Origin of the sequence: Trichlorobacter lovleyi, from assembly GCF_015239775.1 — a bacterium.
GTDB lineage: Bacteria > Desulfobacterota > Desulfuromonadia > Geobacterales > Pseudopelobacteraceae > Trichlorobacter > Trichlorobacter lovleyi_B.
Map to the genome: position 1 here is coordinate 1,402,888 of NZ_CP058409.1, position 25,690 is coordinate 1,428,577.

General features: G+C 54.5%; 24 protein-coding genes. 23 read left to right on the forward strand and 1 reads right to left on the reverse strand.

Annotated elements, in window-relative coordinates; translation table 11 throughout:
* Window positions 1-99: 99 nt before the first annotated feature.
* The 12 genes from FY034_RS06435 (at window position 100) to FY034_RS06490 (ending at window position 13,535) form a co-directional block, all read left to right on the forward strand.
* Entirely contained in the window at window positions 100-1,017 is a 918-nt protein-coding gene (locus FY034_RS06435) for a sensor histidine kinase (protein WP_049759617.1), read from the forward strand.
* Window positions 1,014-1,802, forward strand: coding sequence for a response regulator (locus FY034_RS06440; RefSeq protein ID WP_012469626.1), 789 nt, complete (start codon window positions 1,014-1,016; stop codon window positions 1,800-1,802). Before FY034_RS06435 ends, FY034_RS06440 begins: the two co-directional genes overlap by 4 nt.
* Before the next feature lie 2 nt (window positions 1,803-1,804).
* Entirely contained in the window at window positions 1,805-3,163 is a 1,359-nt protein-coding gene (locus FY034_RS06445) for an HD domain-containing phosphohydrolase (RefSeq protein WP_265554562.1), read from the forward strand.
* Between the two features lie 12 nt (window positions 3,164-3,175).
* The gene (locus tag FY034_RS06450; RefSeq protein WP_012469628.1) at window positions 3,176-3,808 is read left to right on the forward strand and encodes a response regulator; all 633 of its coding nucleotides are present in this window, start codon (window positions 3,176-3,178) and stop codon (window positions 3,806-3,808) included.
* The gene (locus FY034_RS06455) at window positions 3,792-4,463 is read left to right on the forward strand and encodes a response regulator transcription factor (RefSeq protein ID WP_012469629.1); all 672 of its coding nucleotides are present in this window, start codon (window positions 3,792-3,794) and stop codon (window positions 4,461-4,463) included. Before FY034_RS06450 ends, FY034_RS06455 begins: the two co-directional genes overlap by 17 nt.
* 78 nt (window positions 4,464-4,541) lie before the next feature.
* Entirely contained in the window at window positions 4,542-6,572 is a 2,031-nt protein-coding gene (locus FY034_RS06460) for a hybrid sensor histidine kinase/response regulator (protein ID WP_012469630.1), read from the forward strand.
* Window positions 6,573-6,742: 170 nt separating this feature from the next.
* Complete coding sequence (locus FY034_RS06465) at window positions 6,743-7,168, forward strand: response regulator (protein ID WP_049759620.1); 426 nt, start codon at window positions 6,743-6,745, stop codon at window positions 7,166-7,168.
* A 40-nt stretch (window positions 7,169-7,208) separates the two neighbouring features.
* Complete coding sequence (locus FY034_RS06470) at window positions 7,209-8,036, forward strand: phosphate/phosphite/phosphonate ABC transporter substrate-binding protein (RefSeq protein WP_012469632.1); 828 nt, start codon at window positions 7,209-7,211, stop codon at window positions 8,034-8,036.
* Window positions 8,033-10,084, forward strand: a complete 2,052-nt coding sequence (locus tag FY034_RS06475; RefSeq protein ID WP_265554567.1) for an ATP-binding protein — start codon at window positions 8,033-8,035, stop codon at window positions 10,082-10,084. Before FY034_RS06470 ends, FY034_RS06475 begins: the two co-directional genes overlap by 4 nt.
* A 155-nt stretch (window positions 10,085-10,239) precedes the next feature.
* Complete coding sequence (locus tag FY034_RS06480; protein ID WP_265554568.1) at window positions 10,240-11,361, forward strand: YeeE/YedE thiosulfate transporter family protein; 1,122 nt, start codon at window positions 10,240-10,242, stop codon at window positions 11,359-11,361.
* 13 nt (window positions 11,362-11,374) lie between these two features.
* Window positions 11,375-11,623, forward strand: a complete 249-nt coding sequence (locus FY034_RS06485) for a sulfurtransferase TusA family protein (protein ID WP_265554570.1) — start codon at window positions 11,375-11,377, stop codon at window positions 11,621-11,623.
* A gap of 1 nt (window position 11,624) precedes the next feature.
* The gene (locus FY034_RS06490; protein WP_049759622.1) at window positions 11,625-13,535 is read left to right on the forward strand and encodes a putative bifunctional diguanylate cyclase/phosphodiesterase; all 1,911 of its coding nucleotides are present in this window, start codon (window positions 11,625-11,627) and stop codon (window positions 13,533-13,535) included.
* Between the two features lie 11 nt (window positions 13,536-13,546).
* On the opposite strand, the gene FY034_RS06495 is transcribed toward FY034_RS06490, so the two are convergent.
* The gene (locus FY034_RS06495) at window positions 13,547-15,379 is read right to left on the reverse strand and encodes a thioredoxin domain-containing protein (RefSeq protein ID WP_265554574.1); all 1,833 of its coding nucleotides are present in this window, start codon (window positions 15,377-15,379) and stop codon (window positions 13,547-13,549) included.
* 104 nt (window positions 15,380-15,483) lie between these two features.
* On the opposite strand from FY034_RS06495, the gene FY034_RS06500 reads away from it, so the two are divergent.
* The 11 genes from FY034_RS06500 (at window position 15,484) to FY034_RS06550 (ending at window position 25,687) form a co-directional block, all read left to right on the forward strand.
* On the forward strand, window positions 15,484-15,759 hold the full coding sequence (locus FY034_RS06500; RefSeq protein ID WP_265554576.1) for a hypothetical protein: 276 nt from the start codon (window positions 15,484-15,486) through the stop codon (window positions 15,757-15,759).
* Window positions 15,759-16,175, forward strand: a complete 417-nt coding sequence (locus FY034_RS06505) for a type II toxin-antitoxin system VapC family toxin (protein WP_265554578.1) — start codon at window positions 15,759-15,761, stop codon at window positions 16,173-16,175. The genes FY034_RS06500 and FY034_RS06505 overlap by 1 nt, the downstream gene beginning before the upstream one ends.
* 12 nt (window positions 16,176-16,187) lie before the next feature.
* Window positions 16,188-17,330 carry a deoxyguanosinetriphosphate triphosphohydrolase gene (locus tag FY034_RS06510; RefSeq protein WP_265554580.1) on the forward strand — a complete coding sequence of 381 codons (1,143 nt, stop codon included), beginning with the start codon at window positions 16,188-16,190 and terminating at the stop codon, window positions 17,328-17,330.
* A 280-nt stretch (window positions 17,331-17,610) separates the two neighbouring features.
* A complete protein-coding gene (locus FY034_RS06515) occupies window positions 17,611-18,864 on the forward strand; it encodes an Nramp family divalent metal transporter (RefSeq protein ID WP_265554581.1) in 1,254 nt (417 codons plus the stop codon).
* 167 nt (window positions 18,865-19,031) lie between these two features.
* Window positions 19,032-19,493, forward strand: a complete 462-nt coding sequence (locus FY034_RS06520; RefSeq protein ID WP_265554582.1) for a hypothetical protein — start codon at window positions 19,032-19,034, stop codon at window positions 19,491-19,493.
* A 111-nt stretch (window positions 19,494-19,604) separates the two neighbouring features.
* A complete protein-coding gene (locus FY034_RS06525) occupies window positions 19,605-20,351 on the forward strand; it encodes an SAM-dependent methyltransferase (protein ID WP_265554583.1) in 747 nt (248 codons plus the stop codon).
* A 212-nt stretch (window positions 20,352-20,563) separates the two neighbouring features.
* Complete coding sequence (locus tag FY034_RS06530) at window positions 20,564-21,250, forward strand: penicillin-insensitive murein endopeptidase (protein WP_265554584.1); 687 nt, start codon at window positions 20,564-20,566, stop codon at window positions 21,248-21,250.
* Window positions 21,251-21,325: 75 nt separating this feature from the next.
* The gene (gene yfbR, locus FY034_RS06535) at window positions 21,326-21,934 is read left to right on the forward strand and encodes a 5'-deoxynucleotidase (protein WP_265554585.1); all 609 of its coding nucleotides are present in this window, start codon (window positions 21,326-21,328) and stop codon (window positions 21,932-21,934) included.
* Between the two features lie 14 nt (window positions 21,935-21,948).
* Window positions 21,949-22,401, forward strand: coding sequence for a tetratricopeptide repeat protein (locus FY034_RS06540; RefSeq protein ID WP_265554586.1), 453 nt, complete (start codon window positions 21,949-21,951; stop codon window positions 22,399-22,401).
* Between the two features lie 91 nt (window positions 22,402-22,492).
* Window positions 22,493-23,170 carry a YkgJ family cysteine cluster protein gene (locus FY034_RS06545; protein ID WP_265554587.1) on the forward strand — a complete coding sequence of 226 codons (678 nt, stop codon included), beginning with the start codon at window positions 22,493-22,495 and terminating at the stop codon, window positions 23,168-23,170.
* Between the two features lie 39 nt (window positions 23,171-23,209).
* Window positions 23,210-25,687, forward strand: a complete 2,478-nt coding sequence (locus tag FY034_RS06550) for a CHASE2 domain-containing serine/threonine-protein kinase (RefSeq protein WP_265554588.1) — start codon at window positions 23,210-23,212, stop codon at window positions 25,685-25,687.
* The last annotated feature ends 3 nt before the right edge of the window (window positions 25,688-25,690 follow it).

The following is a 25,690-nucleotide window of genomic DNA, read 5'->3' on the forward strand; positions in this document are numbered from 1 at the left end:
AAGTGTTGTGACCGCCGAACCGTTTTATCTGTCTCAGAGTACGCACAGGCTGTGATTGAATCGTGTCATTTTCAATCAGAAACCATGGAGGTTGCTCTTGTGAACAGTTCTGAAAAATGTGGCGCAACATCTGCAGGGGAACCGCCCTGCTGGGAACAGTTGCAGGAACTGCGAGATCTCTTTCAGGAAGAAGTGCTACGCGGCCTTGAAAAGGATCGTATTCTACTCCAGCAGGATAAAATGGCCTGTATCGGCCAGCTTGCAGCTGGCGTAGCCCATGAGATAAACAACCCGATGGGGTTCATTATGAGCAACCTGGGTAGTCTTAAAGAGTACGTTGAGAATTTGACCCAGTATATTCAGGTGCTTGAAGTGATGCTTGATCGTTTTTGTCCCCCTGAGCAGAAGGGGCATGTAGGGGTTTTGCGTGAGCGGCTCGACATTGCCTTTATCTGTGATGATGTAGGCTCTCTAGTACGGGAGTCACAGGACGGGGCCAACCGAGTCAAGCAGATTGTGCTTGATTTGAAAGACTTTGCCCGGATTGATGAAAACATGGTGAGAGAGTCTGATCTTAACCAGTGCATTCGCCGTACCACCAATATCGTAAAAAATGAACTCAAGTACGTTGCACAACTTGATCTGCAGTTGGGAGATCTGCCACCAGTGTACTGTAACAGTCAGCAGATTAATCAGGTTGTCACCAACCTGCTGGTAAATGCAGCTCAGTCAATCACAGGAACAGGCACCATTACAGTAAAAACATGGCACGAACAAAGCGAGGTGCTGATTCAGATCGCAGATACCGGATCCGGCATTTCCCCTGAAATTGTTAAACGTATCTTTGAACCGTTCTTTACTACCAAGCCGGTCGGCAAGGGAACCGGTCTGGGGCTCACCATTACCTATGACATTATCAGGAAACATAACGGATCAATTACCGTTGAAAGTGAGCTAGGAAGGGGAACAACCTTTACGGTGCGTCTACCGATTAATCAGGGAGAGGAGGATGTATGAAAGCTGATACCCGGATCCTGCTGGTTGATGACGAACAGTCTGTTCTGAATGCCCTGCATCGATTTTTCAGGCGTTCCGGCTACCAGGTGATCAGCTGTACATCCGGTCGTGATGGATTGACTTTACTTGAATCATCAGAACCGTTTCAATTGGTCATTTCTGACTACCGCATGCCGGAAATGAACGGTGTTGAATTTTTGAAGGCGGTGCGAATCCGTTGGCCAGACACGGTGCGCATGGTCCTGTCAGGCTTTGCCGACACCAGTGCCATTATTTCTGCCACCAATGAGGGGAATATCTACAAGTTCATTCCAAAACCCTGGGATGAGGAGTTTCTTTTGCAATCAGTACAGGAGGCCATCGAGATTCACGCCGCAAACAGGCGTTCAAAGGAACAACTACAGGCTCTGAGCGAGTCAATAGACTGCCTTGATCTGCTGCACACAAAAAATCTGAATAATCAGACTATTACTATCTCTGCGTATCATACACTGCTGGATCAGATGCCGGTGGGGCTGATCGGTATTGACCGGAACTCTGAAGTTGTCAGCATGAATGAACGTGCCAGGCTGATACTGGGATTATCCGTTGCTCCGCTGGGTGAATCGGCTACCTCTGTATTGAACGGCATTTACGATGCAGTACTGCGTCACTATATCCCGAAGCAGGAGAACTGCATTATTACGGTTAATGAAAAGCAGATCAGGGTGCTGACCAAATTCCTGCAGGAAGGGAAGTCGGATGGCGTAATGCTGATACTGGTTCTGCTGGAAGAGGGGGGCTGACCATGGAGGTTGTGGCAGACAGCGTAGACCGCATTGAGACAACGGTCTTACTGGTTGATGATGAACTCAATATCCTCCAGGCACTTCAGCGCCTGTTACGGCGGGAAACCTTCAGGATTGTTACGGCAGCATCTGGAACAGAGGCTTTGCAACTACTTTCTCAGCTACGTGGTGTTGCGGTGATTCTTTCTGATATGCGGATGCCAGCTATGAATGGTGCAGAATTTCTGAAACGATCCCGTGAGTTTGCGCCGGAATCGGTCAGGATGCTCTTGACCGGTTATTCTGACATAAGTGACGCCGTTGATGCCGTTAACCAGGGGGGGATTTCCCGTTACCTGAGCAAACCCTGGAATGATACGGATCTGCTCCAGGCAGTGCGCATTGCTGTGGAAAGCTACTCGTTGAGCTATGAAAACAAGCGGCTGCAAGAACTGGTCAGCAGGCAGAACAAAGAACTGCAAGACTGGAATCAGAACCTGAAAGAGCGTGTCCTGCAGCAGACCGCCGCTATACGCCAGAAGAATGAAGAACTGCATAATTTCATTAAACAGCAGAAAGAGGCCTTTCAGAGTTTGATCAGTTCGTTTGGTTCGCTGGTTGAGATGCGCGGAGCCAGGAGCAGGCAACACGCAGCCAATGTGGCAAAACTCTCGGTGCTGGTTGCAGGCGAGATGGGGCTTGCTAAGGATGATCAGGAGATTATCCGTACTGCCGCTATGCTGCATGATATTGGGGAGATAGGGCTTTCAGAACGGATTACACTGGTTAGCCCCGAGTCACTTTCGCAGGATGATTTTGTTGAATACTCTCAACACCCGATCCGGGCCCAGCTGCTGATAGATCCGATTGAAGAATTGCGGCCGGCAGGTGTTCTGATCAGGCATCATCACGAGATGTTTAATGGTAACGGTTTTCCGGATCATCTGGCAGGCGATGAGATTCCGCTCGGAGCGAGAATCATTGCGTATGCAGATCTGATGGATCGTGCTGCCCGCCAATGTTCGGGCAATGTGGCTGAGCAGGCGCTCCAGTGGACTGATATCCATGTCGGAAAGGCGCTTGACCCTGCACTGCGTACGCTGTTTCGCAAGTTTACCAAGTATGTCTACCTACCTCCTCCCAGGTTCAGTGGCGGTCTGGAATCCGGGGAGCGGGATGTCAAACTGGACGACCTGGAACCTGGCATGACGCTGGCGAGGAGTATCTACAGCGGCAGCGGAATACTGCTGTTGCATGTTGGCGTTACCCTTGGTGCCAAACATATTGGTGCCTTACGGCGCTATTTTGAGCTCGATCCAACGGATGAACCGATCTGTATCCTGCGGAAGGGGCGGACAACAGCCGGAGTAATGGTCTGAGAGGTGGAGGCTATGTCTGACACAATTTTACTGGTAGATGATGAACCTTCGGTGCTTTCTGCCATAACCAGGGCGCTGCGGGGCGAACCATATGAGGTGGTGAGTGAGTTGAGTGGTGAGCTGGCATTGGAGCGGATGGCGGCACAGCCATTTAAAGTGGTGCTCTCTGATGAACGGATGGCCAGGATGCAAGGCTCAGAGTTTCTTGCCATTGCACGAAGCAGGTACCCGGGTACGGTGCGGATTCTGTTGACTGGTCATGCCACGCTGGACGCGGCCATACGGGCTGTTAATGACGGCGGAATTTACAAGTTTCTGACCAAGCCTTGGCAGGATAATGATCTGAAACAGGCTATTCGTGATGCCCTGCTGAAACATGATACCGAGCAGGAGGCCTGGCGTCTTTTCGGGCTACTCCAGCAGCAGCATGACATGGATGACCTGGAGAAGCTGCATCCAGGGATCAGCCGACTGGAGCGGGATCAGGAGGGTAACCTGATGCTGCCGGAACTTTCCGATGATGCGCTTAATGATCTGCGCAGGCAGTGCGAGAAGGCCTTTCTGGATCTTGATCCTGCCTCAGATTCTGCCTCAGATCCTGCTGATATGGTGCGTGGTATGTTCCTGCATGGAATTAGAAACTAACAGCAAGAAAACAATGAAAACGATACTGATTATAGATGATCACACCATGTTCCGTCAGGCGTTACGTTCGATGTTGATGGAGCGGATGCCTGCCGGCACGATCACCTGTGATGATGCTGGCAGTGCTGCTGCAGCCCGGGACAAGCTTGCTCATCAGGACTTTGATCTCATTGTTCTCGATATCGGCATGCTTCACACCAATGGTATGGAGTTACTGCCTGAGCTGAAATCCTGCTACCCGGCGCTGCCCGTGCTTATGTTGAGCATGTATCCTGAAGAACAGTTTGCCTTGCAGACTTTGAAACTTGGCGCAAGCGGTTACTTGACCAAACAGGAGGCTGCTGATGAATTGTTGACGGCCATTGAAAAGTGCCTGGCAGGAGAACGGTATCTGAGTAGCTCTTTTTCATCTTTGCTGATCAGCCAGGTCTTACAGCACTGTAAAGCTGAGGAGCTACCCCATACACGGCTATCTCGAAGAGAAATGGAAATATTCAGGCTGCTTGCCAGGGGATATATGTTGAAACGGATTGCCAACGACCTCGGCTTGAGCATCAAAACAGTCAGTACTTACAAGGTCCGGCTCAGCGCCAAGATGGGCTTCAAGGATAACGCGGCTCTGATCCGTTATGCTGTGGCTTATCAACTGAACTGATATAGCGTCGATATTCATTGATAGATATGAGTAAAATACCCACCGGGTCCAAACTGTCTTAAAGAGAAGAGTGTCCTGATGTCCCAGAAACCTGACCGGTTATTTGATGTCGTACAGTGGCAGCAGGTCTTTGAAAGTGCAGATTTTTGCCTTGCCCTTTCTGATGTGGCTACAGAGCGGTTTGTTTCGGTAAATTCCGCTTTTGCCACCCAACTGGGATATCAACCTGAAGAGCTGGCAGATGCTTCAATTTTCACGATATACGCGCCTGAAGTCCATGATCAAGTCCGTGAGCTGCTTGTTGACCTTGATAGGAAAGGCCATATTGTTTACGAGTCAATTCATATCCGTAAGGATGGTAGTCGCTTTCCTGTACGAGTTGAGGCGACAATCTTCAGAGACAGCCACGGTTGTACTGCTTTTCGAGTTTCAACAAGTACTGATATATCTATTCAGCGTATGCAGGCGGAGCGTTTTATTAGATATATGCGTTGCCAAAATGCTCAACTGAAACTGTATGCTGCTGGCTATAGCTGCTGTAACGAGCTGCTTGATTCTGCGCTCGAAGAAGCTGTTGCACTGACAGAAAGTTGTGTCGGCTACATATTTATCTATGAAGAGGATTCCCGTCTCCTGACTTTGTATGCCTGGTCGCATGCTGTGGCATCATCCTTCACAGCGCAGGTGGAGCGAGGGGTCTGGGAGCTGGATGGGATCGGGCTGTGGGGCGAGGCAATCCGGCAGCGTAAGCCGATTATCACCAATGACTATGTTGCTGACAATCCGTTAAAAAAGAACTTCCCGGAGTGTTCTCTGCTGCTTGAGCGATATGTTAGTTTGCCGATCATGCGCAGCAACAGAATTGTCGCCCTGGTCGGAGTTGGCAACAAGGAACAACCCTATACTGAAGATGACGTCCGGCAGTTGCAGCTGTTCATGGGCGGTTGCTGGAATGTACTGGAACGGCTAAAGGCCAGAGATGAGTTAATGGCGGTTAAAGAGCTTGCCGAGTCGTCAGCCAGAGTCAAAGGCGAGTTGCTTGCCAACATCAGCCATGAGTTACGTACGCCGTTAAACGGTATTTTGGGTGGTACACAGCTGATGGCACTTACCGATCTGACACCAGAACAGCAGACATATCTTGAGATGATTGAGGTCTCTTCTGCCCATGAATTGAGTTTGATTACATCGTTACTTGATCTGGTTAGTTTGGAGTCAGAAGGGATACAGGTGGCAGAACAACTGTTTTCCCTAGTAGTTGCAGTAGAGGACGTAATCAAGCATTACCGGTCGGTAGCCTCTGAAAAGGGGTTGCGATTGTTACTTGATATCGCCCCGTTGACACCCGAGCAAGTGATTGGTGATAGCGTACGTATCAGGCAGATACTGCATAGCCTTGTCGGCAACGCAATCAAGTTTACTGATCAAGGCGACGTTATTGTTAATCTCTCCGTTGTGGTAGAAGAAAACGGCGCGGCGTTAGTCCGGTTGACTGTTAGTGACACAGGCGTTGGCATTGCTGCAGAGCAGCAAAAACTGATCTTTGATATTTTAACTCAGTCAGATATGTCAAATACCCGCCAGCATGGAGGGCTTGGTTTAGGGCTTGCTATTTGCAATCGATTGGTAGCGGCATTAGGTGGGAGGATCTGGGTTGAAAGCACACTATCTTTGGGTAGCACGTTTAAGGTGGAGTTGCCGATTATTGTCGTTACTAACGAACGGCAGTGGACGCAGGATTTTTCGGTGCTGTTAGTTGAGAATGATCATTTGAGCGCCCTGACCGCAACCGGGCTGTTACGCAAGATGGGGCTTGCAGTGACAGTGGCTGTAGATGCATACGAAGGGCTTTCAATCTGGCAACGGCAGAGTTTTGATCTGGTCTTGATGGATATCCAGATGCCGAAGTTGAGCGGTTTTGAAGCTGTTCAAAAGATTCGGCAGGTTGAAAATGAACAGGGCAGAAAACGGACACCAGTCGTTGCCCAGGCCGTCTATGCCCGTCGTAACTTTCATGAATCATTTCTAGGGGCGGGCTTTGATGGTTTGATTTCCAAGCCACTGATGCGTGCCGACTTGGAAGAAACGATAAAGCTTTTCTGTAGGTGATTTGTTTTCTTACCCACCCTGAGCCAAAACATGGTGATTGTAGGTCTGGTCTTACATCTGCTCTGCTGTTTCCAGCCTTCTTCTGACGGAGGTTTTCCTAATTGCTTCAAGCCTGTAAACGGTCCATGCTGCAATTACAGCCAGTTCATTTCCATGGACAGGAGACTCATGTGTTAGAAACGCACATTCTGATAGTTGATGATGAACAACATGTGCTGCAGTCTTTGAGCCGGGCACTGCATGCTGAACCATACATTCTGCATTTGGCATCTGGAGCTGAGCAAGGGCTTGACCTGCTGAAACAACAGCCGTGTAAAGTGGTGCTATCCGATCAGCAGATGCCCGGTAGGCAGGGACTTGAATTTATTAGAGAGGTAAAAGAAATACAGCCAAAAGCAGTCTGTATTTTGCTGACCGGAAAAGGCAGTCTTGAACTGTATGAGGAGGCTTTCTTCGAGACTGACGTCTTTAATCTGCTCCTGAAACCATGGGACACTAGACAGTTAAAAGCTGCTGTACGTAGCGCAGTACTGCAGTTTGGTCAGCAGTCAGAACAGAAAGCGACAGACTGGCGGCATTTGCGGTTTCTTAAATGATGTAACGTAAGATTTCCGGGTAACCGAAGAGGAGGTATCTATGAAGAGTATAGTCATATTTGTAACGGTCTGTGCCATGCTGTTGCTACAGTTTGTGCAGGCAACGGCAGCAGATATCCTGGTTATTGGCGTGGCGCCCCATACCAGCGCCCGGATCATTCTTGAGATGTATCAGCCGTTACGTTTACATCTGGAAAAGTCATTGGGGATGCCGGTGGATATTGTCACCGCTACTGATTTCAATGCCTTTGCCAGGCGTGGACTGGCGCAGGAGTTTGATGTTGCAATAACCACAGGGCAGCAGGCCCGACTGTTGCAGGTTGATGCCGGTTATCAGCCCCTGGTGACCTATAAGGCGGACTTCAAGGCGGTCGCCTTGGTGCCGTCAACTGCGCACTACCGCTCAGCAGCGGACCTGAAAGGAAAAACGGCTCTGGGGTTGAGTCCCACATCGCAAGTGACCGTATGGGGGCAGCATTGGCTTGCCGATAATAGCCTGCAGGGGATGCCGATTAAGTATGTCAGCGCCTCTGACAGTGTTGCCCACCTACTGGTGGCTGGTGAGGCTGCAGTCGGTTTTACTTCTCTGGCAAATTATCAGAAACTGCCGCTGGATTTGCGGGGCAAACTACATCTGTTTGCCCAGAGCAAGTCAATGCCCGGACGTGTCTATATGTTGAATAAACGCCGGGCTGCACTGAAGAAGAAGATTGAAGTGGCTTTGCGCGGGTTTGCTGCCAGTGCTGAAGGGAAACAGTATTTCAACTCAAACAAGCTGGAAGGCTACCGTCTGCTCAAACGTGATGAATTGAAAAGCATGGATCATTTTGCTGAAGAAGTGCGCAAAGTGCTGGCCAGCGAAAAATGAAACAGTCGATGCTCTGGCAGACCGTTAGAGGGCGGCTTTTACTGCTTGCCATTGGGGTCGAGCTACTAATGCTGACTCTGCTGGTACTTAACAGCGCCCGCCTCTTGCATGGGGCCATGACCAAGCAGGCGGCATGGCATGCCAAGCAGATTGCACCGGTTCTTAATGCAGCATTGACGGCTCCCTTGGCGCAGCGTGATTTTGCGACCTTGCAGGCTGTACTGGATGAAAGCAGAGCCACAGAGGAGCTGGTCTATCTGGCCGTTAGTGACCGTTATGGTGCGCGGGTTGCCTCCAGCGGTCGGATTGATACTGTTCAACCATCAGTTCAGGCAGGCAGTACGGTGAAGATGGCGCTGCATCCCTTGTTGCCGCAGTATGTGGTTGCGGTGCCGATCAGTCAGAGCGGTCAGCAACTGGGGGTGCTCCACTTTGGTCTCGACCTTTCCAGAATTTATGAAGCACGCAGCAAACTGATCATGCAGGGGGTCGGCATCGCTGCTGTCGAGCTGGTACTTTCTTCGATCGTACTTTTGCTGATCGGTCTCTGGATGACCCGCCATCTGAGTACACTGACAAAAGTCAGCCTGGAGGTGGCTGCCGGTAACCTGAGCCCAACGGTTCTACCGGAGGGGAGGGATGAACTCGGACAACTGGGAGCTGCCTTCAATACCATGTCTAGCGCCATTTTCGAGCGGGTGCAGGAACTTGACCGTCAGAAGGCGTTGCTGTCTGCCACAATTAATTCAACCACTGATATCATGTTTTTTAAGAATTTACAGGGGGTCTATCTCGGATGCAACCCGGCCTTTATGGAGTTTGTAGGCAGGTCGCGTGAAGATATTGTCGGCTCAACCGATTACGATCTTATGCCCAATGATCAGGCGGAATTTTTCAGGGAGCAGGATCGCCAGATGCTGGCAATCGGCATGCCCCGCAGCAATGAAGAATGGATCAGCTATCCTGACGGGCGCAAGGTGCTGGTAGAGACGAAAAAATCCCCTTTGCGTGATCAACAGGGACAGATTATCGGCTTGATAGGGATCAGCCGTGACATGACTGAGCGCAAGAAGTTGGAAGATGAACTACATCAACAGGCGGCACAGCTGGAACTGGAAATGGCAGAACGTCAGAAGGCGCAGGAAGCATTGCAACTGCGTGCCGGAGGTCTGGAAAGCCTTAATCTGACGCTTGAAAGCCGGGTCCAGGATGAACTCCGTAAAAACCGGGAAAAAGATGCGATTATGCTGCAGCAGGATAAGCTGGCCTCCATAGGGCAGTTGGCTGCAGGAGTTGCCCACGAGATCAACAACCCGATGGGGTTCATCATGAGTAATCTGTCCACGTTGCGGGAATATAGTGCCATCCTGATCCGCTATCATCGCTTTCTTGAACAGCAGCAGATGACCGGAGCCGGATCTTCTGCCGAACAGCAGGCAATTTTAAAAGAGCTGGATATTGCTTACATACTTGAGGATATGCAACCGCTGGTTGACGAATCGCTTGAAGGGGCCGAGCGGGTCAAGCGGATCGTGCAGGATTTAAAGAATTTTGCGCGTGCCGATGAGAATCGCTTTGTGAAGGCCGACCTGAATCAACTTGTTCAGAGCACCATCAATATCGTGCGTAATGAGATCAAGTATGTTGCTGATCTTGAGCTTCACTTGGGCGAAATCCCCGAGATCGTCTGTATCCCACAGCAGATCAATCAGGTTATTACCAATCTGTTGGTAAATGCGGCCCAGGCAATGGATAAACAGGGACAGATTACTATTACTACTCGGCAGGATGGCGACAGGGTGCTGCTGAAGGTACGCGACACAGGTTGTGGTATGACCGATGAGGTCCGCCGCAAGATTTTTGATCCCTTTTTTACTACCAAAGAAGTCGGCAAGGGGACAGGTTTGGGGTTGGCAATCTGTTACGACATCATCCAGAAACACCAGGGAGAGATAGAGGTGGAAAGTAAGTCGGGTGTCGGTACCCTTTTCTGGGTCTGGCTGCCGACGGCAGGCCTGTCGGTAACTGAAGAGTCATTACAGCCCTGATCATGCAGATAACATTGAACGTGCGGTTTGTGGTGACTCCACCAGCAGTGGAACCTGACTGGCAGTATTTTAAAAATGGCTGAGAAGTCCGTCTACAACATTGCACCATAGCGCAACTCCGTGTACCCTGTAACAAGTACATAGAGGGAGCGATCATGTCGTTGGTGCATGTTTTTATGCTATCGGGTGGGCTGCTGCTGGGGGCGGCAGCGGGATTTGTAATGCACCGGTCCGGCTACTGTGTGGCCGGTATGTTCCGTGACCTGTTTATGTTTCGTAGTACGCTGTTGCTGAAAAGCCTGATTCTTCTGCTTGCCGTTTCCCTTCCACTGTTTGAACTGATCCATTTAAGCGGGTTTGTTGCTTTGCCGTTTCCCTTCTTTGGTCCTCCTTCGCTGGCTAACCTGCTGGGGGGGCTGCTGTTCGGGATCGGTATGGTGCTGGCAGGCGGTTGTGTGGTGGGTACCCTGTATAAACTGGGCAGTGGCAGTTTTCCTGCTCTGCTTGCCCTGGCCGGCCTGGTCGGAGGAAGCACACTCTACGCCTTTTTTCATCCCACCTGGGCGGTCTTTGCCAAGGCGGTTGCCTTTCCTACCAGAGCAGTAACCTTGTCGCAACTGTTGCTGCAGCCACCCTGGCTGCTGGTTGTGGTGCTGGAGGTGCTGCTGATACCGCTGCTGTTTGTCTGGTTTCGGCAGCGCCGGATGGAGCGGCCTGCCGTGGTGGCGAGCTACCTGCAACCCTGGAAGGCAGCACTGTTGCTGGCATTGATTGGGACGGCCTCAGTGCTGTTGGTGGGGATGCCGTTGGGGATCACGACATCGTACAGCAAGATGGGGGCCTTTTTGCTGCAACTGGTTATGCCTGATGTCGCTGCAGGAGTGTCCTATTTTAAGCTACTGCCACTTAACTATACCCCGCCATTGGGAGGCGGGGTGCTGGTTGGCGGGCCTGGGGCGGCATTCGATGGTGTTGCTCTGGTGCAGTATCCGCTGATTATCGGGATTATTGTCGGTTCAGCTCTTTCCGCGTTATTGCTGGGGGAATGGCGCATGCACTTCGGGCTGCCCTGGCGCCAGGCCGTCTCGGTGTTGCTGGGGGGTGTGATCATGGGGCTTGCTTCGCGCATGGCTCCAGCCTGCAATATCTGGCACCTGTTCGGCGGGCTGCCGATACTGGCATTGCAGAGCATGCTGTTTTTGCTCGGGCTGTTACCGGGAGCCTGGCTTGGCGGGTTGTTGTTAACGCATTGGGTAATGCCTGCTGATATTGAGTGAAGGAGTGGTGGTCATGTCGTCTAGCCAGTGTAAAACCATTGATCTGCGTGGTCAGATCTGTCCTTCGACCCTGTTGACCGCCCTGCGGGAGGTCAACAGTCTGAAGATGGAGCTGAAAACAGGTGATTGCAGTCTGCTGTTTTTGTCCGACAACCGTAACTCGGTGACCCACATTAGCGATGCGGTGGGGAGTATGGGCTATCAGGTTACGGTGGTGAAAGAAGAGGATTACTACCGGGTTGTTGTCTGCAGGCAGGGGTGACGTGAGCGAAAACGGAATGCAGGATAGAGCAACGGATCGTAGCCAGGAGTTGATCGGCTATATCCGGGCAAAGACCAACCGGTTGCTGGAGGTGATGGGAACGGTACCGCTGAATCCGGAGGAACTGGATGACGCTACCTTACTGGCAGTGGACCCGATCGGGATTGTTACCGACTCCTTTGAACAGGTACTGGAGCACCTTCAGAAGACCAACAGCGAATTAGCCGCCACCAGGGATGAGTTGCAGGCGATCTTTGATTCCGCCGGGGGCGCTATTGTGGTGGTTGATGAGAAGATGGAGGTGGTGGCCTGCAATTCTTACAGTCAGTGGGCCTTGTTTGCCGGTGAACGTAACGTAATGGGTAAAAACCTGCGTTCCCTGATCTGCGGCCATGATCAGGAGGAATGCATCCTGGAACAGATTCTGACTACTCAACGCCGGGTTGAACAGAACGATTTTCTTCATGACGGACGCCATTATCATCTGGTGGGGACACCGCTGAAAAATCACGATGGTGCCATCAGCAGGGTGGTACTGCTCTATACCGATATTACCGAGCGTCGTGCCGCTGCGGAAGAAATTGAACGCTTAGCCTTCTTTGACAGTCTGACCGGCCTGCCCAACCGGGTGCTGCTAAAGGATCGGTTGGCTCAACTTTTGACCAGGGCCGGACGCTACAATGAAATGGTGGCAATCCTCTTCATCGATCTGGACCGTTTTAAGGAAGTAAACGATACCTTGGGGCACGGCACGGGGGATCAACTGTTGCAGGTAGTGTCCGAACGGCTGACCGCCTGTCTGCGTAGCTGCGATACCGTGGCTCGTCTGGGGGGGGATGAGTTTGTCGTGCTGCTGCCGGGTATTACCGAGCGCGACTGCGTCGGCGATATTGCGGCAAAACTGCTGCAGTCGCTGTGCAAACCGGTGCAGTTGGATGCGCGAGAAGTCTTTACCAGTGGGAGTATCGGTATCTCGCTCTGGCCGATTGATGGCGATTCGGTAAGTACGCTGTTTAAGAATGCCGATACGGCCATGTATCACGCCAAGGAACAGGGCAGAAATACCTATCGTTTTTACACGCCTCAGATGCACGCCACTTCTATGGAACAGCTGACCCTGAGCAACGATCTGCGCTACGCCTTGGAACGGGGAGAGTTACATCTTTGCTATCAGCCTCAGGTCAGCTTTGAGACCGGTGGACTGATCGGCGTAGAGGCACTGCTGCGCTGGATTCATCCAAAGCTCGGTATGATTCCGCCTGATCGCTTTATCCCTTTGGCCGAAGATACCGGTTTGATCGTGCCGATCGGGACCTGGGTGTTGCACGAAGCCTGTCGGCAGGCCATGATGTGGGTAGCCCAAGGCCTGCCATCACTGCGGGTGGCGGTTAATATTTCGGCCAAACAGTTCCGGGAGTCAGATTTCAGTGATACGGTCAAGGCAGTCCTGCAGACGACCGGACTGGCGCCCAACCTGCTGGAGCTTGAACTGACCGAAGGGATGCTGATTGAGAATGTTACCCAGACCAAGTTGACCCTGCAGAGTTTAAAGGATATGGGAGTGACTCTGGCCATCGATGATTTCGGCACCGGTTACAGTTCACTCAGCTACCTGAAGCATTTCCCGCTTGACCGGTTAAAGATCGACAAGTCCTTTGTGAAGGAGATTGCAGAGAAGTCAGGTGACGCTGCTGCCATCGTTGAAGCTGTGGTGGCTCTGGGGCACAGCCTCAAGCTGACCGTGATTGCCGAAGGAGTGGAACAGCAGGATCAGGTGGATTTTCTGCACAACCGCAAGTGTGATGAACTACAGGGCTACTTCTTCAGCCGTCCCCTCACACCCCAGGCCTTGGAAGAACTGCTCCGCAAAGGAGTGAATGGGCCGGAGTTTTGTCTTTACCGCTACCAGTGATTTCGTTTTCATTACGTGACGTTTTGGGACTGTCTCTTCAGAGCCGCCTCCAGTAACCAGAGCCCGCTGACCGGCTGGCGCACCAGGGATGGCAATACGCTGCTCAGTACCTCATCTGTACGTTTTTCCCATTCGGGCTTGGCGGTACATTTGGCCAGTGTCACCAGGTTCATGACCAGGGCTGCCGGCCCGGATGGAATCACCCCATCATGGTTGTCTGACAGTGCCAGTGGAAGCTGTTCCTGATCATTTCCGACGGTGACAAGCCGTCCATCTTCTGTTCTGAACAGATGAAGCGCATCCCTGCAGAGCTGTTCGGCTGTTGCAAGGTCTGCAGCGTCTCCTCCGGCCTTGAACAGTTCCAGAAAGCCCCAGCCCAGAAAGGCGTAATCCTCCAGAAACCCCGGAATGGTTGAGGGCGTGCCGCACCAGCTGCGCAGCAGGCGGCCATCGGCACGGGTCAGGGAGCTGCTGATAAAGGCTGCTGCCCTGCGGGCCGCTTCCAGCCAGCGCCGGTTGTTGGTCAGCGCTGCTCCCCGCGCCAGTGCCGCGATGGTCAGGCCGTTCCAGCCGGACAGGATCTTGAGATCCCGCAGCGGCTGCTGACGCATAGCCCGTACCTGCAGCAGCTTCTGTCCGGCTGCCTTGATCACTGCCGGTTCTTCAGCCGCCGGCAGGGCCTGGAACAGGACATTCTCTCCCGGCTCTTCAAAATTACCCTGCTCGGTTACCCCGTAATACTGGCAAAAGAAGGCCGCCTGATCTCCCAGAATCTGCTCCAGTTCCTGTTTCTTCCAGACATAGCAGGCCCCTTCACGACCTTCAGAATCAGCATCCAGCCCGCAGTAGAAACCTCCCTCCGGTGCGGTCAGTTCAGCCAGCACAAACTCCAGCAGATTGTCTGCCATCTCCAGATAGCGGTTCTCTTTGGTCAGGGCATAGGCCTTAAGCGCTGTGTATGCCACCAGGGCCTGATCGTAGAGCATCTTTTCAAAGTGGGGCACCAGCCAGTGCTGGTCAGTGCTGTAACGGTGGATGCCGCCACCCAGCTGGTCCCAGATCCCGCCCTGCCGCATTGCCTGAAGTGTATTGAGCGCCAGCTCCTGTTCGATCCGGTTGTCCCTGCCCAGCAGAAACAGCAGGTAGGGTGGCATCGGAAATTTGGGGGCCTTACCGAAACCGTGGTATCGGGGATCATGGATCTTGCGCAGGGTGGCAACAGCACTGTCCGCCAGCTCCTTCAGGTCTGGCGCGGTGGTTTGCACCGGGGCTGCAGCCATCTGCCCCAGCGCCTCCATCAGCGATCGGGCGTTGCGCTCAACCGCTTCCTGTTTGTGTTGCCAGACCCTGGCAATGTTCTCCAGCAGTTCCAGAAAACCGGGCATGCCGCGCTTAGGCTCTTTGGGCAGGTAGGTCAGTGCATAGAACGGGGTGCCGTCCGGCTTCAGAAAACAGTTCAGGGGCCAGCCGCCGCTGTTGGTCAGGCTCTGGCAGGCAGCCATGCAGAATTCATCCAGATCGGGCCGCTCCTCCCGATCCACCTTGACCGGCACAAAGGCATGGTTAAGGATATCGGCCACCTCATCATCCTCAAAGGATTCATGGGCCATGACATGGCACCAGTGGCAGGTGGCATAGCCGATGGAGACAAACAGCGGCAGGTTGCGCTCCTGCGCCTCCTTTTGTGCGGCCGGTCCCCATTCCCGCCAGTCCACCGGGTTGCGGCTGTGCTGCAGCAGGTAAGGGGAACGGGAAAAGATCAGGCGGTTGAACTCAGGCCTGCCGTCTTCAGGCAGGCTGGAACGGTCAAGGGCCAGCAGGGTCTGCAGTTCGTGGTTGGTCATGGGGGAAGATCCTCTAGCTGTAGTTTACCATAGAATACCGCTTGTTTTGTCCAAAGGAGGTGTTATAGTAAACAGTACCTAAAACGGTACTGTTGGAGGTGGGTATGAATGCGCTTACTGCTCAAGAGTTAAAGCGACGTGGTGTTGCCGCAGTGGAAGAGTTGTTGGGAAATGGACCGGTTCACGTCATCAAACGGAACCGTCCTGCTTTTGTTGTCTTGAGTGAAGAAGAATATGCCCGTCTTTCCAGCGGCTACGGAGAACCTGATCTGGAGGGCTGGACGGTCTCTGATCTTTTCAGGCAACCTGCCTGGGGTACCAAAACAAAAACAGAACTTGATGCCCGCCTGCAGGAAGAACGGGATGCCTGGGGTGATTGATGACTATTTTTTTGGATGCCTGCAGTATCATCTATTGGGTGGAAATGGCAGAACCCTATTACTCCAGTCTTACGGCCTATTTCCATGGTCTGGAACAGGAGTGCGGTGGAGCGGTTGTCTATGCGGTTTCCCGTCTCAGTATTCTGGAATGTCTGGTTAAGCCGCTACGTGATAACGATCAGGCACTGATCAAGCGCTATGGGCAGTTTTTTTCATCACGAGACCTGAAAATAATTGAACTTTCACCTGCCGTTATAGATCGAGCCACCCAGGTACGGGCTTACTGCAGCATCAAAACACCTGATGCTGTCCAGGCAGCCTCTGCGTTAAGTATCAAAGGGCCGGTTCGTTTTGTTACCAATGATAAACGGTTTGGACTGGTTCCGGGGTTGACTATCAGCCTGTTACCTGAATAAGAGGAGTCTTCAATGTTTGATTATAATGAACGTCCTGATCTGGCCCCTTTTGCCTGCACCAGTGCTGCTTCCAAAGGGCGCAAGTATCCTGAAGAATCCTCTGATCCCCGCCCCATGTTTGAGCGTGACCGTGACCGGGTCATCCACTGTGCCGCTTTCCGCCGCCTGGAGTACAAGACCCAGGTCTTCCTGAATCACGAAGGGGACTACTACCGCACCCGCCTGACCCATTCACTGGAGGTGGCCCAGATCGGCAAGGCGGTTGCCCTGCGGCTGCGTCTGAATAGCGACCTGACCGAGGCGCTGGCCCTGGCCCATGACCTGGGGCATACCCCCTTCGGCCATACCGGTGAAGAGGTGTTGAACCAGCTGATGCAGGGCTACGGGGGATTTGAGCACAACTATCAGTCCTTCCGGGTGGTGAATGAACTGGAAGAACGCTATGCCGAATTTGATGGCCTGAACCTTTCCTGGGAGGTGCGGGAAGGGATCCTGAAACACTCCTCGCCCCATGATGTGCCCACCAGGATTCTGGACGAGTTCCTGCCCGGCGTAGTCCCCTCCATTGAGGGGCAGTTGATCAACTATGCCGATGAGATCGCCTATAACAACCACGATATTGATGACGGTATCAAATCCGGCTACCTGACCCTGGACCAGCTGAAAGAGGTTGAGCTGTGGCAGCGGATGGTCAGCCGGGTACGGGAACGCTATCCGGCCATTGATGACAAGCGGCTGGTGGCCCGTACGGTCAGCGCCCTGATTGGCATGCAGATCACCGATATCTGTGAGACCACCTGGGCCAACATCCAGCAGTACGGCATCAACAGCCTGGATGACCTGCGCCGGGTCAACCGGGTACTGGTCCATTTCAGTCCCCAGGTTGAACAGGAAAACATGGCCCTGAAGAAGTTCCTGAAGGAGAAGCTCTACCGCCACCACAAGGTAGACAAGATGCGGGTCAAGGCCGAGCATGTCTTAAGCAAGCTGTTTGAAGCCTACCTGAAACGGCCCAACCTGCTGCCACCCAAGTACCACCGCCGGATAGAGCAGAACGGTGTGGAACGGACCGTGGCGGATTACCTGGCCGGCATGACCGACCGCTATGCGCTGGATGATTACAAGACGTTGTTCGAGACCTTTGAGCGGGTGTAGGTCGCGGTGACAGCTTCGGGCGATACCTGCGTTGCCTCGTCGGTGTCTCCTCGACGTACCAGGAGTACGCCTGCGTCGCCCCCTCCTCGTCGCCTTGGTGTCATCCCAAATCTGTCGCCGCTTTGCTGAATAGTGTGGAATGAGTAGCAGGATACTTGTCCGGGTTGTAAAACTGCTGTTCAGGCTGGTTGGCTCTCTTTAAGCTGTTTAAGGCAAAGCTACGGAGTTATCGAATGTTGATTAATACGAGTGCCAAACTGACAACTGGCGGATTATGGTAATGAACTGGCTCTCCCACATCGGCAAACAGGCCTCGCGCCTGGCCTCACTGGAGCTGTTCCGCTACATCGGCCCCGGCTTCTTTGTCACCGTCGGTTTCATTGACCCCGGCAACTGGGTCACCAACGTGGCTGCCGGTTCGCAATTCGGCTACCAACTGCTCTGGGTGGTGACCCTCTCCACGGTGATCCTGATCGTTGTTCAGCACAACGCCGCCCACCTGGGGATTGTCACCGGCCTCTGCCTTTCCGAGGCGGCCTCAAAATTCTTCAAACCATGGTTGAGGGTGCTCATGCTGGGAAGTGCCATGGTCGCCTGTGTTGCCACCGCGCTGGCAGAACTGCTGGGGGCCGCCATCGGCCTGAATATGCTGACCGGCCTGCCGCTGCTGCTTGGCGCGCTCTGTTCGGCTCTGTTTTCAGCCTGGATGCTCTTCTCCAAAAACTATCAACGGCTTGAAAAATGGATCATGGGGTTTGTCTCCCTGATCGGCCTGGCCTTTGTCTTTGAAATCTGGCTGGCCGACGTCTCCTGGGTCCAGACCTTTACCGGCTGGGTAACGCCGAGCTTTCCCGTTGGGGCGCTGCCGGTCATCATGGGGGTGCTGGGGGCGGTTGTCATGCCCCACAACATCTTCCTGCATTCAGAGGTGATCCAGAGCCGTCAGTGGAACGTGCATGGCGATGATGTGATCAGGAAACAGCTGAAGTACGAGTTTCTGGACACACTGACCGGCATGGGGGCCGGCTGGGCCATCAACAGCGCCATGATTATCATGGCCGCCGCCGTATTCTTCAAAGGGGGCATCGTGGTCAACGAACTCCCCCAGGTCACCATCACTCTGGCACCGGTCTTCGGCAAGGCCTCAGCGGTGGTCTTTGCACTGGGTCTGCTCTTTGCCGGGCTTTCATCGTCAGTCACCGCCGCCATGGCGGGCGGGAGCGTCTTTGCCGGCATCTTCAGTGAGCCGTTCGATATCAATGATCCCCATTCCCGGGTTGGCCTGGGTATCACGCTGGTCGGAGCGCTGGCGGTCATCATGCTGTTGGCTGATCCCTTCAAGGGGATCCTCTGGAGCCAGATCGCCCTCTCGCTGCAACTCCCGCTTACCATCATCCCGCTGATCCTGCTGACCTCGTCAAAAGCGGTCATGGGGAGCTATGCCAACAAACCCTACGGTGCCGCCGTACTCTGGATCACCGGCCTGGTTGTCATCGGCCTTAACCTGGCGCTGTTGATCGATATGGCGCGGTAAGCCGGAACAGCTGCGCCCTGTCGCCGAGGGGATGAATGCCACGCTGAAGAAGCAGGGCGCTGCGCCGGAGATAAAGGCGTAGGAGATCTGTTCCATTTGGGGGGATGAGCGGTTCACGCGCGCGTGAACCGCTGAAGAAGGAGTTGCACCGAATCCTTGGAGATCAAATGAGACAGCCTAAGAACCGCAACACGTGGCGCGAAACGTTGGTCTACAAGCATACCAAGGCGAACCGAGAGACGATTCGCCGCGCTTATCGACAATGGCGTACTCAAGAAGGCCTGCCCATGCGCTGCGATAATCCAGAATGCAAGTTTCACAAAGAGGAGTTGACTTGGAACGAGAAGAGTCTCCCGTTGATTCTCGATCATGAAAATGGCAACAATTTAGACAATCGGCCCGAGAATCTTCGCTATCTCTGTCCCAATTGCGACTCCCAACTTCCTACGCGCGGGGGTGGGAACATCGGAAGGGTCAGGGCTAACTGGGAGAATGGCTTTCTAATTGTTGAGAAAGATGGCCGCCAATCTCAAACGCACATTCCCTCTGGCGGAGCAGTTGCTGGTGGTTCTGCGGAGGTTTCGTTCCATCGTGCCGGGGAAAGCGAAGATGTCACGTCTACACATTGACAGTATGGAGTATATGTCCCAGCTAAGATAGTAGGACCGGCCTGAACCGCCGGTCAACTTCATGCCCGTTAGCCCCGGCCGACTCTTTACCCCCGAAAGGATATTTCCACAGTGGACATCCCACGGATCTTCAACATCACTGAAAGTGCTCACCGCATCCATAACCCATACACACCCGAAAAACTCGCCACGCTCGGCGCGGCGCTGCGTCTGGAACCCGGAACCAGGATACTTGACCTGGGCAGCGGTTCGGGGGAGATGCTGTGCACCTGGGCACGGGATTACGGTATCATCGGCACCGGCATCGATATGAGCCGGTTGTTTACCGAGCAGGCGAAACTCCGCGCTGCAGAACTCGGCGTTGCCGACCGGGTCGCATTCATCCATGACAATGCTGCCGGTTATGTCTCGGATGAGAAGGTCAATGTGGCAGCCTGTGTCGGTGCCACCTGGATCGCCGGGGGCGTTGCCGGTACGATCGAACTTCTGGCGCGGAGCCTTTGCACCGGTGGGGTCATCCTGATCGGTGAGCCCTACTGGCGGCAGTTGCCGCCGACTGAAGAGGTTGCCAAGGGGTGTCTTGCCACTGCAATCGCCGACTTTCTCCTGCTTCCGGAACTGCTTGAGTCTTTTAGCCGCCTTGGCTACGATGTCGTTGAAATGGTGCTGGCTGACCAGGACGGCTGGGACAGGTACGAGGCGGCCAAATGGCTCACCATGCGCCGATGGCTTGCAGCCAATCCCGATGACGAGTTAGTCAAAGAGGTGCGGGCTCAACTGACCTCGGAGCCTGTGCGTTACGCCAGGTACACCCGTGACTACCTGGGCTGGGGTGTGTTTGCGCTGATGCCGCGGTGATACCGTGATGCATCCGGCGGATTGTTAACGGCTGGGCAGAACCCCGGAGATGGTGTACATGATTCAGCAGAGATAACGCGACGGTCCCCGGAGTAGTACCTCCTCCGCAGCTGGAAGGTGCCTTCTCAACATCCGGGGACTCCTGTGGATGGCTGTTGCAAACAGAAGATTTGAATGCTGCCCGACACCGGTGGTGCCGCGATGGGGATGAAATGAATAAGCTGATCCATGCACTTATTCTTATGGTAATTGCCGGGACTGCCGGTGCCGCTGAACGTGAGCAGAGCGTCTGTTACGGAACAACGGCAAAAGGGCGGCTTGAAAAGGCATGGCAACTGCCGGGCTCCGGGAACAACTTTACCGTTTACAGCCGTGCCGGAGTTGCTGCGGGCCGGAATTATGTACACAGCTCGGTATATGCGGTTGTGCTTGATGCCTACCAATCCCTGCAACAGAATTTTCCTGATAAAAGGTATGTCTACGGCGAAACGGGCCGGGAGCGTGGCGGGCTGTTCCGCCCGCACAAAACTCATCAAAACGGACTTTCTGTGGATTTCTTTGTCCCTGTTGTTGATCAAGGCGGAAGATCAGTTCCGCTTCCGATAACCCCTTTGAACAAGCTTGGTTACGATATCGAGTTCTCAAAGGATGGACGGTTTCAGCAGTACAAAATTGATTTTGAAGCTATGGCAGCACACCTGCTCGCCCTGAAAAAGGCTGCCGATCTCAATGGGGTGAAGATATGGCGTGTGATTTTCGATAACGATCTGCAAGCGCTTTTGTTTCGGACATCACAAGGAAAAGAGCTTCGGGCGCAACTGCTGTTTTCAAAGAAAAAACCTTGGGTGCGGCATGATGAACACTACCATGTTGATTTTATCGTGCCTTGCAAGGAGTAGTAGCAAGCATTGTGTGGAGCAGGGAAGTCAGCCCACCATCCTCAATATCGCAGGTAAGTTACGAAAGCAGATACCATGAAACCAACCGCACCAACCGACCGTCATGACTTTTTCGCCTTTCTGGCCCGGATGCAGTACATCAACCGCTGGGGGCTGATGCGCAATACCCAGCCGGAGAACATCAAGGAACACTCCCTGGATGTGGCCATGCTGGCCCATGCCCTGGTGGTGATCCGCAATACCTTTTACGGCGGTACGCTGGACCCGAATCAGGCAGCCATGTACGGTATCTTCCACGATGCCAGCGAGATCTTTACCGGCGACATGCCAACACCGGTGAAGCATTTTAATCCCCATTTCAAGAAGTCGTTCCACCAGCTTGAGGACCGCGCCCGCCGGAAGCTTTTGGCCATGCTGCCGCCGGAGCTGTCACAGGTCTACGAGCCGCTGTTCTTTTTTGAGGAGCAGGATGAGCAGTACAAGCCGGTCATCAAGGCGGCCGACAAGATTGCGGCCCTGATCAAGTGTCTGGAAGAGGAAAAGTCAGGCAATCTGGAGTTCAAGCGGGCAGGGCAGGAACATCTGGAAAACCTGCGCAAGAGTCCCTTGCCTGAGGTCATCTATTTTCTGGACCATTTCCTGCCGGGATACCGGCTGTCTCTGGATGAACTGTATCTGGGGTAGGGGAGGTCGTGCTGATGGACGATCAACAGGCTGAGGCGGCTGAACGGGAGTACCAGCGGGCCTGCCGGGCGCTGGATTCCGGCAATGTGCTGGCGGCGTTGCTGCTGCTGGAGGCTGCCCTGCGGCAGCAGGACAATCTGCAGTGGTATGCCATGCTGGGATACTGTGTTGCCCGTGAGCGGGGGCAGGTCGCCCGTGGCACGGAGCTGTGCCGTTCTGCGCTGGAGCGGTTCCCTGAAAACCCTGAACATTACTATTACTATGCCAGGCTGTTGTTGATGGCGGGGCAGAAGGCCGAGGCGGTGCAGGTGTTGCGGCAGGGGCTGGCCCATGGCGAAAGCCCTGCCATTCTGAATCTGCTGCAGGAACTGGGCACCCGCAAGCCGCCGCCAATCCGCTGGTTGCATCGCAATAATCCCCTCAATAAATATCTGGGCATCCTGCTGGCGCGGACCGGTTTGCGCTAGCCGGCTGCTGCCATTGGATAAAACAATTTGTCAGCCTTGCAGATTGCCATTTTTCCGCTAGAGTAGGAGACACCAAAAGCGGGGTGCACCCATGGCTGACAAAGCGATACAACTGCATCAGGTGGAGAACCGGCTGTTTCGGCTGGCAACGGATCTGCTGGCAACGGTCCGCGATACCGCCGGTTTTGCAGCCACCATGTCGGCCTATACCGACCTGGCTGAGCAGCTGGCCGGGCATAAAACGGTTGCCTGCAAGGCCGGTTGTTTTCACTGCTGTGTCCTGAATGTGTCGGTGCTGCTGCCTGAGGCGGTTGCCATTGCCGGCTGGCTTTCCCTGCACTGTTCCGGTGCCGGGTGTGATGCCCAGCTGCAGCGTCTGCAGTCCCATGCGCTGCGTGTGCGCTGGATGGAGGACAGTGAGCGGATACACCGCCAGACCCTTTGCCCGTTTGTTGATGCCCAGGGGAGCTGCAGTGTCTATCCGGTGCGCCCCCTGGTCTGCCGTGCGGTGACCTCGCTGGATAAAGCGGACTGTCTGACCGCCCTTGATCCCAATCAGTCTGAAGACGGCCATGGCGTCCCGATGGACACCACGCGCCGGATGGTCATGGATGCCGCATTCTGTGCCCTGGCGCGGGCAATGAATCAGCAGCCGATGATGAGCCGCAGCATAGAACTGAGCAATGGTGTGACCGCCTTCCTGACAGACCCCGGCCTGGTGGCCGCGCTGATTTCCGGTGCGAATCTGCCGGACAGCCTGTGGGATTAGGCAGGCCTTCCTGCCTGAAACGTTGCCTTGGAGTAATTTATGAAGATGCCCAGAATACGACATGCACCGCTGCTGGTGGCCGGGATCATTACCCTGCTGATGCTGCTGGCAACACTGCTGCAGTGGTATCCGCTGCAGCTGCTTGAGTACAAGAGCTACGACCTGCGGGCCAGGTTGCGGGCCAGGAAGCCGGTTGCGCCGATAGTGGTGGTGGCCATTGATGATGCCAGTATTGAACGGCTGGGGCGCTGGCCCTGGCCCCGGGGCTATATGGCGGAGTTGACCGCCCAGATCGCCTCCTATGAACCGGCCCTGATCGGTACCAACATCCTCTACACCGAGGCGGATAAAAATTCAGGCCTGGAAGAGATCAAGGCGCTGCGGGAGTCGGTCAGCAAGCTGGGGGGCAGTCCGGCAGTGCTGGAGGCGATCAGCCAGTCTGAGCAAAGACTGGATAATGATGCCCTGCTGGCTGCCTCACTGGCCAGTACCAACAAGGTGATCCTGCCGCTGTTCTTTACCCTGGGCGAACAGGCCGGCAACCCTGATCCCAACCTGGCTGACTATCTCAAAAAGTCTTCAAAGGAGCAGGCCGGTCCGGCCGGTCTGCAACAGGCCCGTGAGCTGGCAGCGCCGATCCCGGCCTTTGCCGACAAGGCCCTTTCCCTGGGGCATATCAACATCCTGCCGGACAGCGACGGCACAGTGCGGCGCGAGTCGCTGCTGGTCTATTACCGCGGGCGCCTGTTTCCCTCCTTTGCCCTGCAGTCGGTCCTGACCTATCTGCGGATACCCCCCAAAGATCTGCAGATCTCCGGCGGCCGGTTGTCAGCCGGACGGCTTTCGATCCCGGTGGATGAACGGGGCCAGATGCTGCTCAGCTACAACGGCGGGTTCGGCAGCTTCCCCACCTATTCCTTCTTTGATGTGGCTGCAGGCAGCGTCAAACCGGAGCTGTTCAAGGACAAGATTGTCCTGATCGGTCCGGTGGCCACCGGCATTGCCGGGTTTGCCGTGACCCCTTTCCAATCCACCTATCCCGGTATTGAGGTGGTTGCCACTGCCATTGAAAACCTGCTGAACAACAACGTGATTGCCCGTCCGGCCTGGGCACGCTGGGCCGAGTTGGCAGCGATGCTGTTGTTCGGCCTGTTCCTGGCGCTGGCCATGCCCCGGCTGAAGGCCGGTCTAAGCGCAGGTATCGCCGCAGGTCTGCTGTTGATCTGGAACGGTGCGGCGGTCTGGCTGTTTGCAGGGCAGGGGATCTGGCTGGGCATGGTGGGGCCGACCCTGTTGCTGGCCATCGGTTACACGGCACTGGTCTCCATGCGCTACCGGATGACGGAGCAGCGCAACGAGCTGGTGGAGAGCGACAGTATCGAGACCAACAAGATGCTGGGGCTGTCGTTCCAGGGGCAGGGGTTGCTGGATCTGGCCTTTGAGAAGTTTCGCAAGTGCCCGATTGAAGACGATACCATCAAGGATCTGCTCTACAATCTGGCCCTTGATTTTGAACGCAAGCGGATGTTCAACAAATCTGCTGCCGTGTATGAGCATATCCTGACCGCCGGTGATTACAAGGATATCAAGGAGCGGATCGCCACCATGAAGGTGGCGGGCGAGACCATGATCTTTGGCGGCGGCGGGCGGCGTGAAGGCACGATCATTGCCGGTCCCGGCGGGGTGACTGTCTCGGCTCCGACCATCGGGCGCTATGAGATTCAGAAGGAGCTTGGCCGTGGCGCCATGGGGGTGGTTTATCTGGGCAAAGATCCCAAGATCAACCGGCTGGTGGCGATCAAGACGGTACGCTTTGAAGAGGTGGACCCGGACCTGCTGGAGGAGACCAAGAAGCGCTTCTTCCGCGAGGCCGAGGCGGCCGGTACCCTCAATCACCCCAATATCGTCACGATTTATGATGTTGGCGAGGAGGAGGATTTGGCCTATGTGGCGATGGAGCTGCTGGAAGGGTCTGACCTGACCCCCTATATCAAGAAGGAAAAGCTGCTGCCGGCCAAGACCCTGCTGAAGATCATCGGCAGCGTGGCCGAGGGGCTGGCCTTTGCCCATGAGAAGGGGATCGTGCACCGCGACATCAAACCGGCCAACATCATGCTTTTGAAGGACGGCACGGTCAAGATCGCCGACTTCGGCATCGCCCGTATCACCACCTCGTCAGCCACCCAGACCGGTACCGTGCTGGGTACCCCCAGCTACATGTCGCCGGAACAGGTGGCCGGCCAGAAGGTGGATGGCCGCTCCGACCTCTTCTCGCTGGGGGTGGCGATGTACGAACTGCTCTGCGGCCAGAAACCATTCAGCGGTGACAGTATTGCGGCGCTGATGTACGCCATTGCCAACAAGCCGCCGCTGTTGATTACCCAGATCGATCCGAATATCCCGCAGTGCTGCGCCTATATTGCCCACCGCCTGATCACCAAGGATCTGACCAAGCGCTACCAGAACGCACGGGAAGTGGTGGAGCATGTCAAGATGTGCCTGCAGAAATTGGGGTAAGCT

Coding starts and splice junctions, on each gene's coding strand:
- FY034_RS06440 (WP_012469626.1), top strand. CDS start 1,014: ATGAAAGCTGATACCCGGATCCTGCTGGTTGATGACGAACAGTCTGTT.
- FY034_RS06445 (WP_265554562.1), top strand. CDS start 1,805: ATGGAGGTTGTGGCAGACAGCGTAGACCGCATTGAGACAACGGTCTTA.
- FY034_RS06450 (WP_012469628.1), top strand. CDS start 3,176: ATGTCTGACACAATTTTACTGGTAGATGATGAACCTTCGGTGCTTTCT.
- FY034_RS06455 (WP_012469629.1), top strand. CDS start 3,792: ATGGAATTAGAAACTAACAGCAAGAAAACAATGAAAACGATACTGATT.
- FY034_RS06460 (WP_012469630.1), top strand. CDS start 4,542: ATGTCCCAGAAACCTGACCGGTTATTTGATGTCGTACAGTGGCAGCAG.
- FY034_RS06470 (WP_012469632.1), top strand. CDS start 7,209: ATGAAGAGTATAGTCATATTTGTAACGGTCTGTGCCATGCTGTTGCTA.
- FY034_RS06475 (WP_265554567.1), top strand. CDS start 8,033: ATGAAACAGTCGATGCTCTGGCAGACCGTTAGAGGGCGGCTTTTACTG.
- FY034_RS06480 (WP_265554568.1), top strand. CDS start 10,240: ATGTCGTTGGTGCATGTTTTTATGCTATCGGGTGGGCTGCTGCTGGGG.
- FY034_RS06485 (WP_265554570.1), top strand. CDS start 11,375: ATGTCGTCTAGCCAGTGTAAAACCATTGATCTGCGTGGTCAGATCTGT.
- FY034_RS06495 (WP_265554574.1), bottom strand. CDS start 15,379: ATGACCAACCACGAACTGCAGACCCTGCTGGCCCTTGACCGTTCCAGC.
- FY034_RS06500 (WP_265554576.1), top strand. CDS start 15,484: ATGAATGCGCTTACTGCTCAAGAGTTAAAGCGACGTGGTGTTGCCGCA.
- FY034_RS06505 (WP_265554578.1), top strand. CDS start 15,759: ATGACTATTTTTTTGGATGCCTGCAGTATCATCTATTGGGTGGAAATG.
- FY034_RS06510 (WP_265554580.1), top strand. CDS start 16,188: ATGTTTGATTATAATGAACGTCCTGATCTGGCCCCTTTTGCCTGCACC.
- FY034_RS06515 (WP_265554581.1), top strand. CDS start 17,611: ATGAACTGGCTCTCCCACATCGGCAAACAGGCCTCGCGCCTGGCCTCA.
- FY034_RS06520 (WP_265554582.1), top strand. CDS start 19,032: ATGAGACAGCCTAAGAACCGCAACACGTGGCGCGAAACGTTGGTCTAC.
- FY034_RS06530 (WP_265554584.1), top strand. CDS start 20,564: ATGAATAAGCTGATCCATGCACTTATTCTTATGGTAATTGCCGGGACT.
- yfbR (WP_265554585.1), top strand. CDS start 21,326: ATGAAACCAACCGCACCAACCGACCGTCATGACTTTTTCGCCTTTCTG.
- FY034_RS06540 (WP_265554586.1), top strand. CDS start 21,949: ATGGACGATCAACAGGCTGAGGCGGCTGAACGGGAGTACCAGCGGGCC.
- FY034_RS06545 (WP_265554587.1), top strand. CDS start 22,493: ATGGCTGACAAAGCGATACAACTGCATCAGGTGGAGAACCGGCTGTTT.
- FY034_RS06550 (WP_265554588.1), top strand. CDS start 23,210: ATGAAGATGCCCAGAATACGACATGCACCGCTGCTGGTGGCCGGGATC.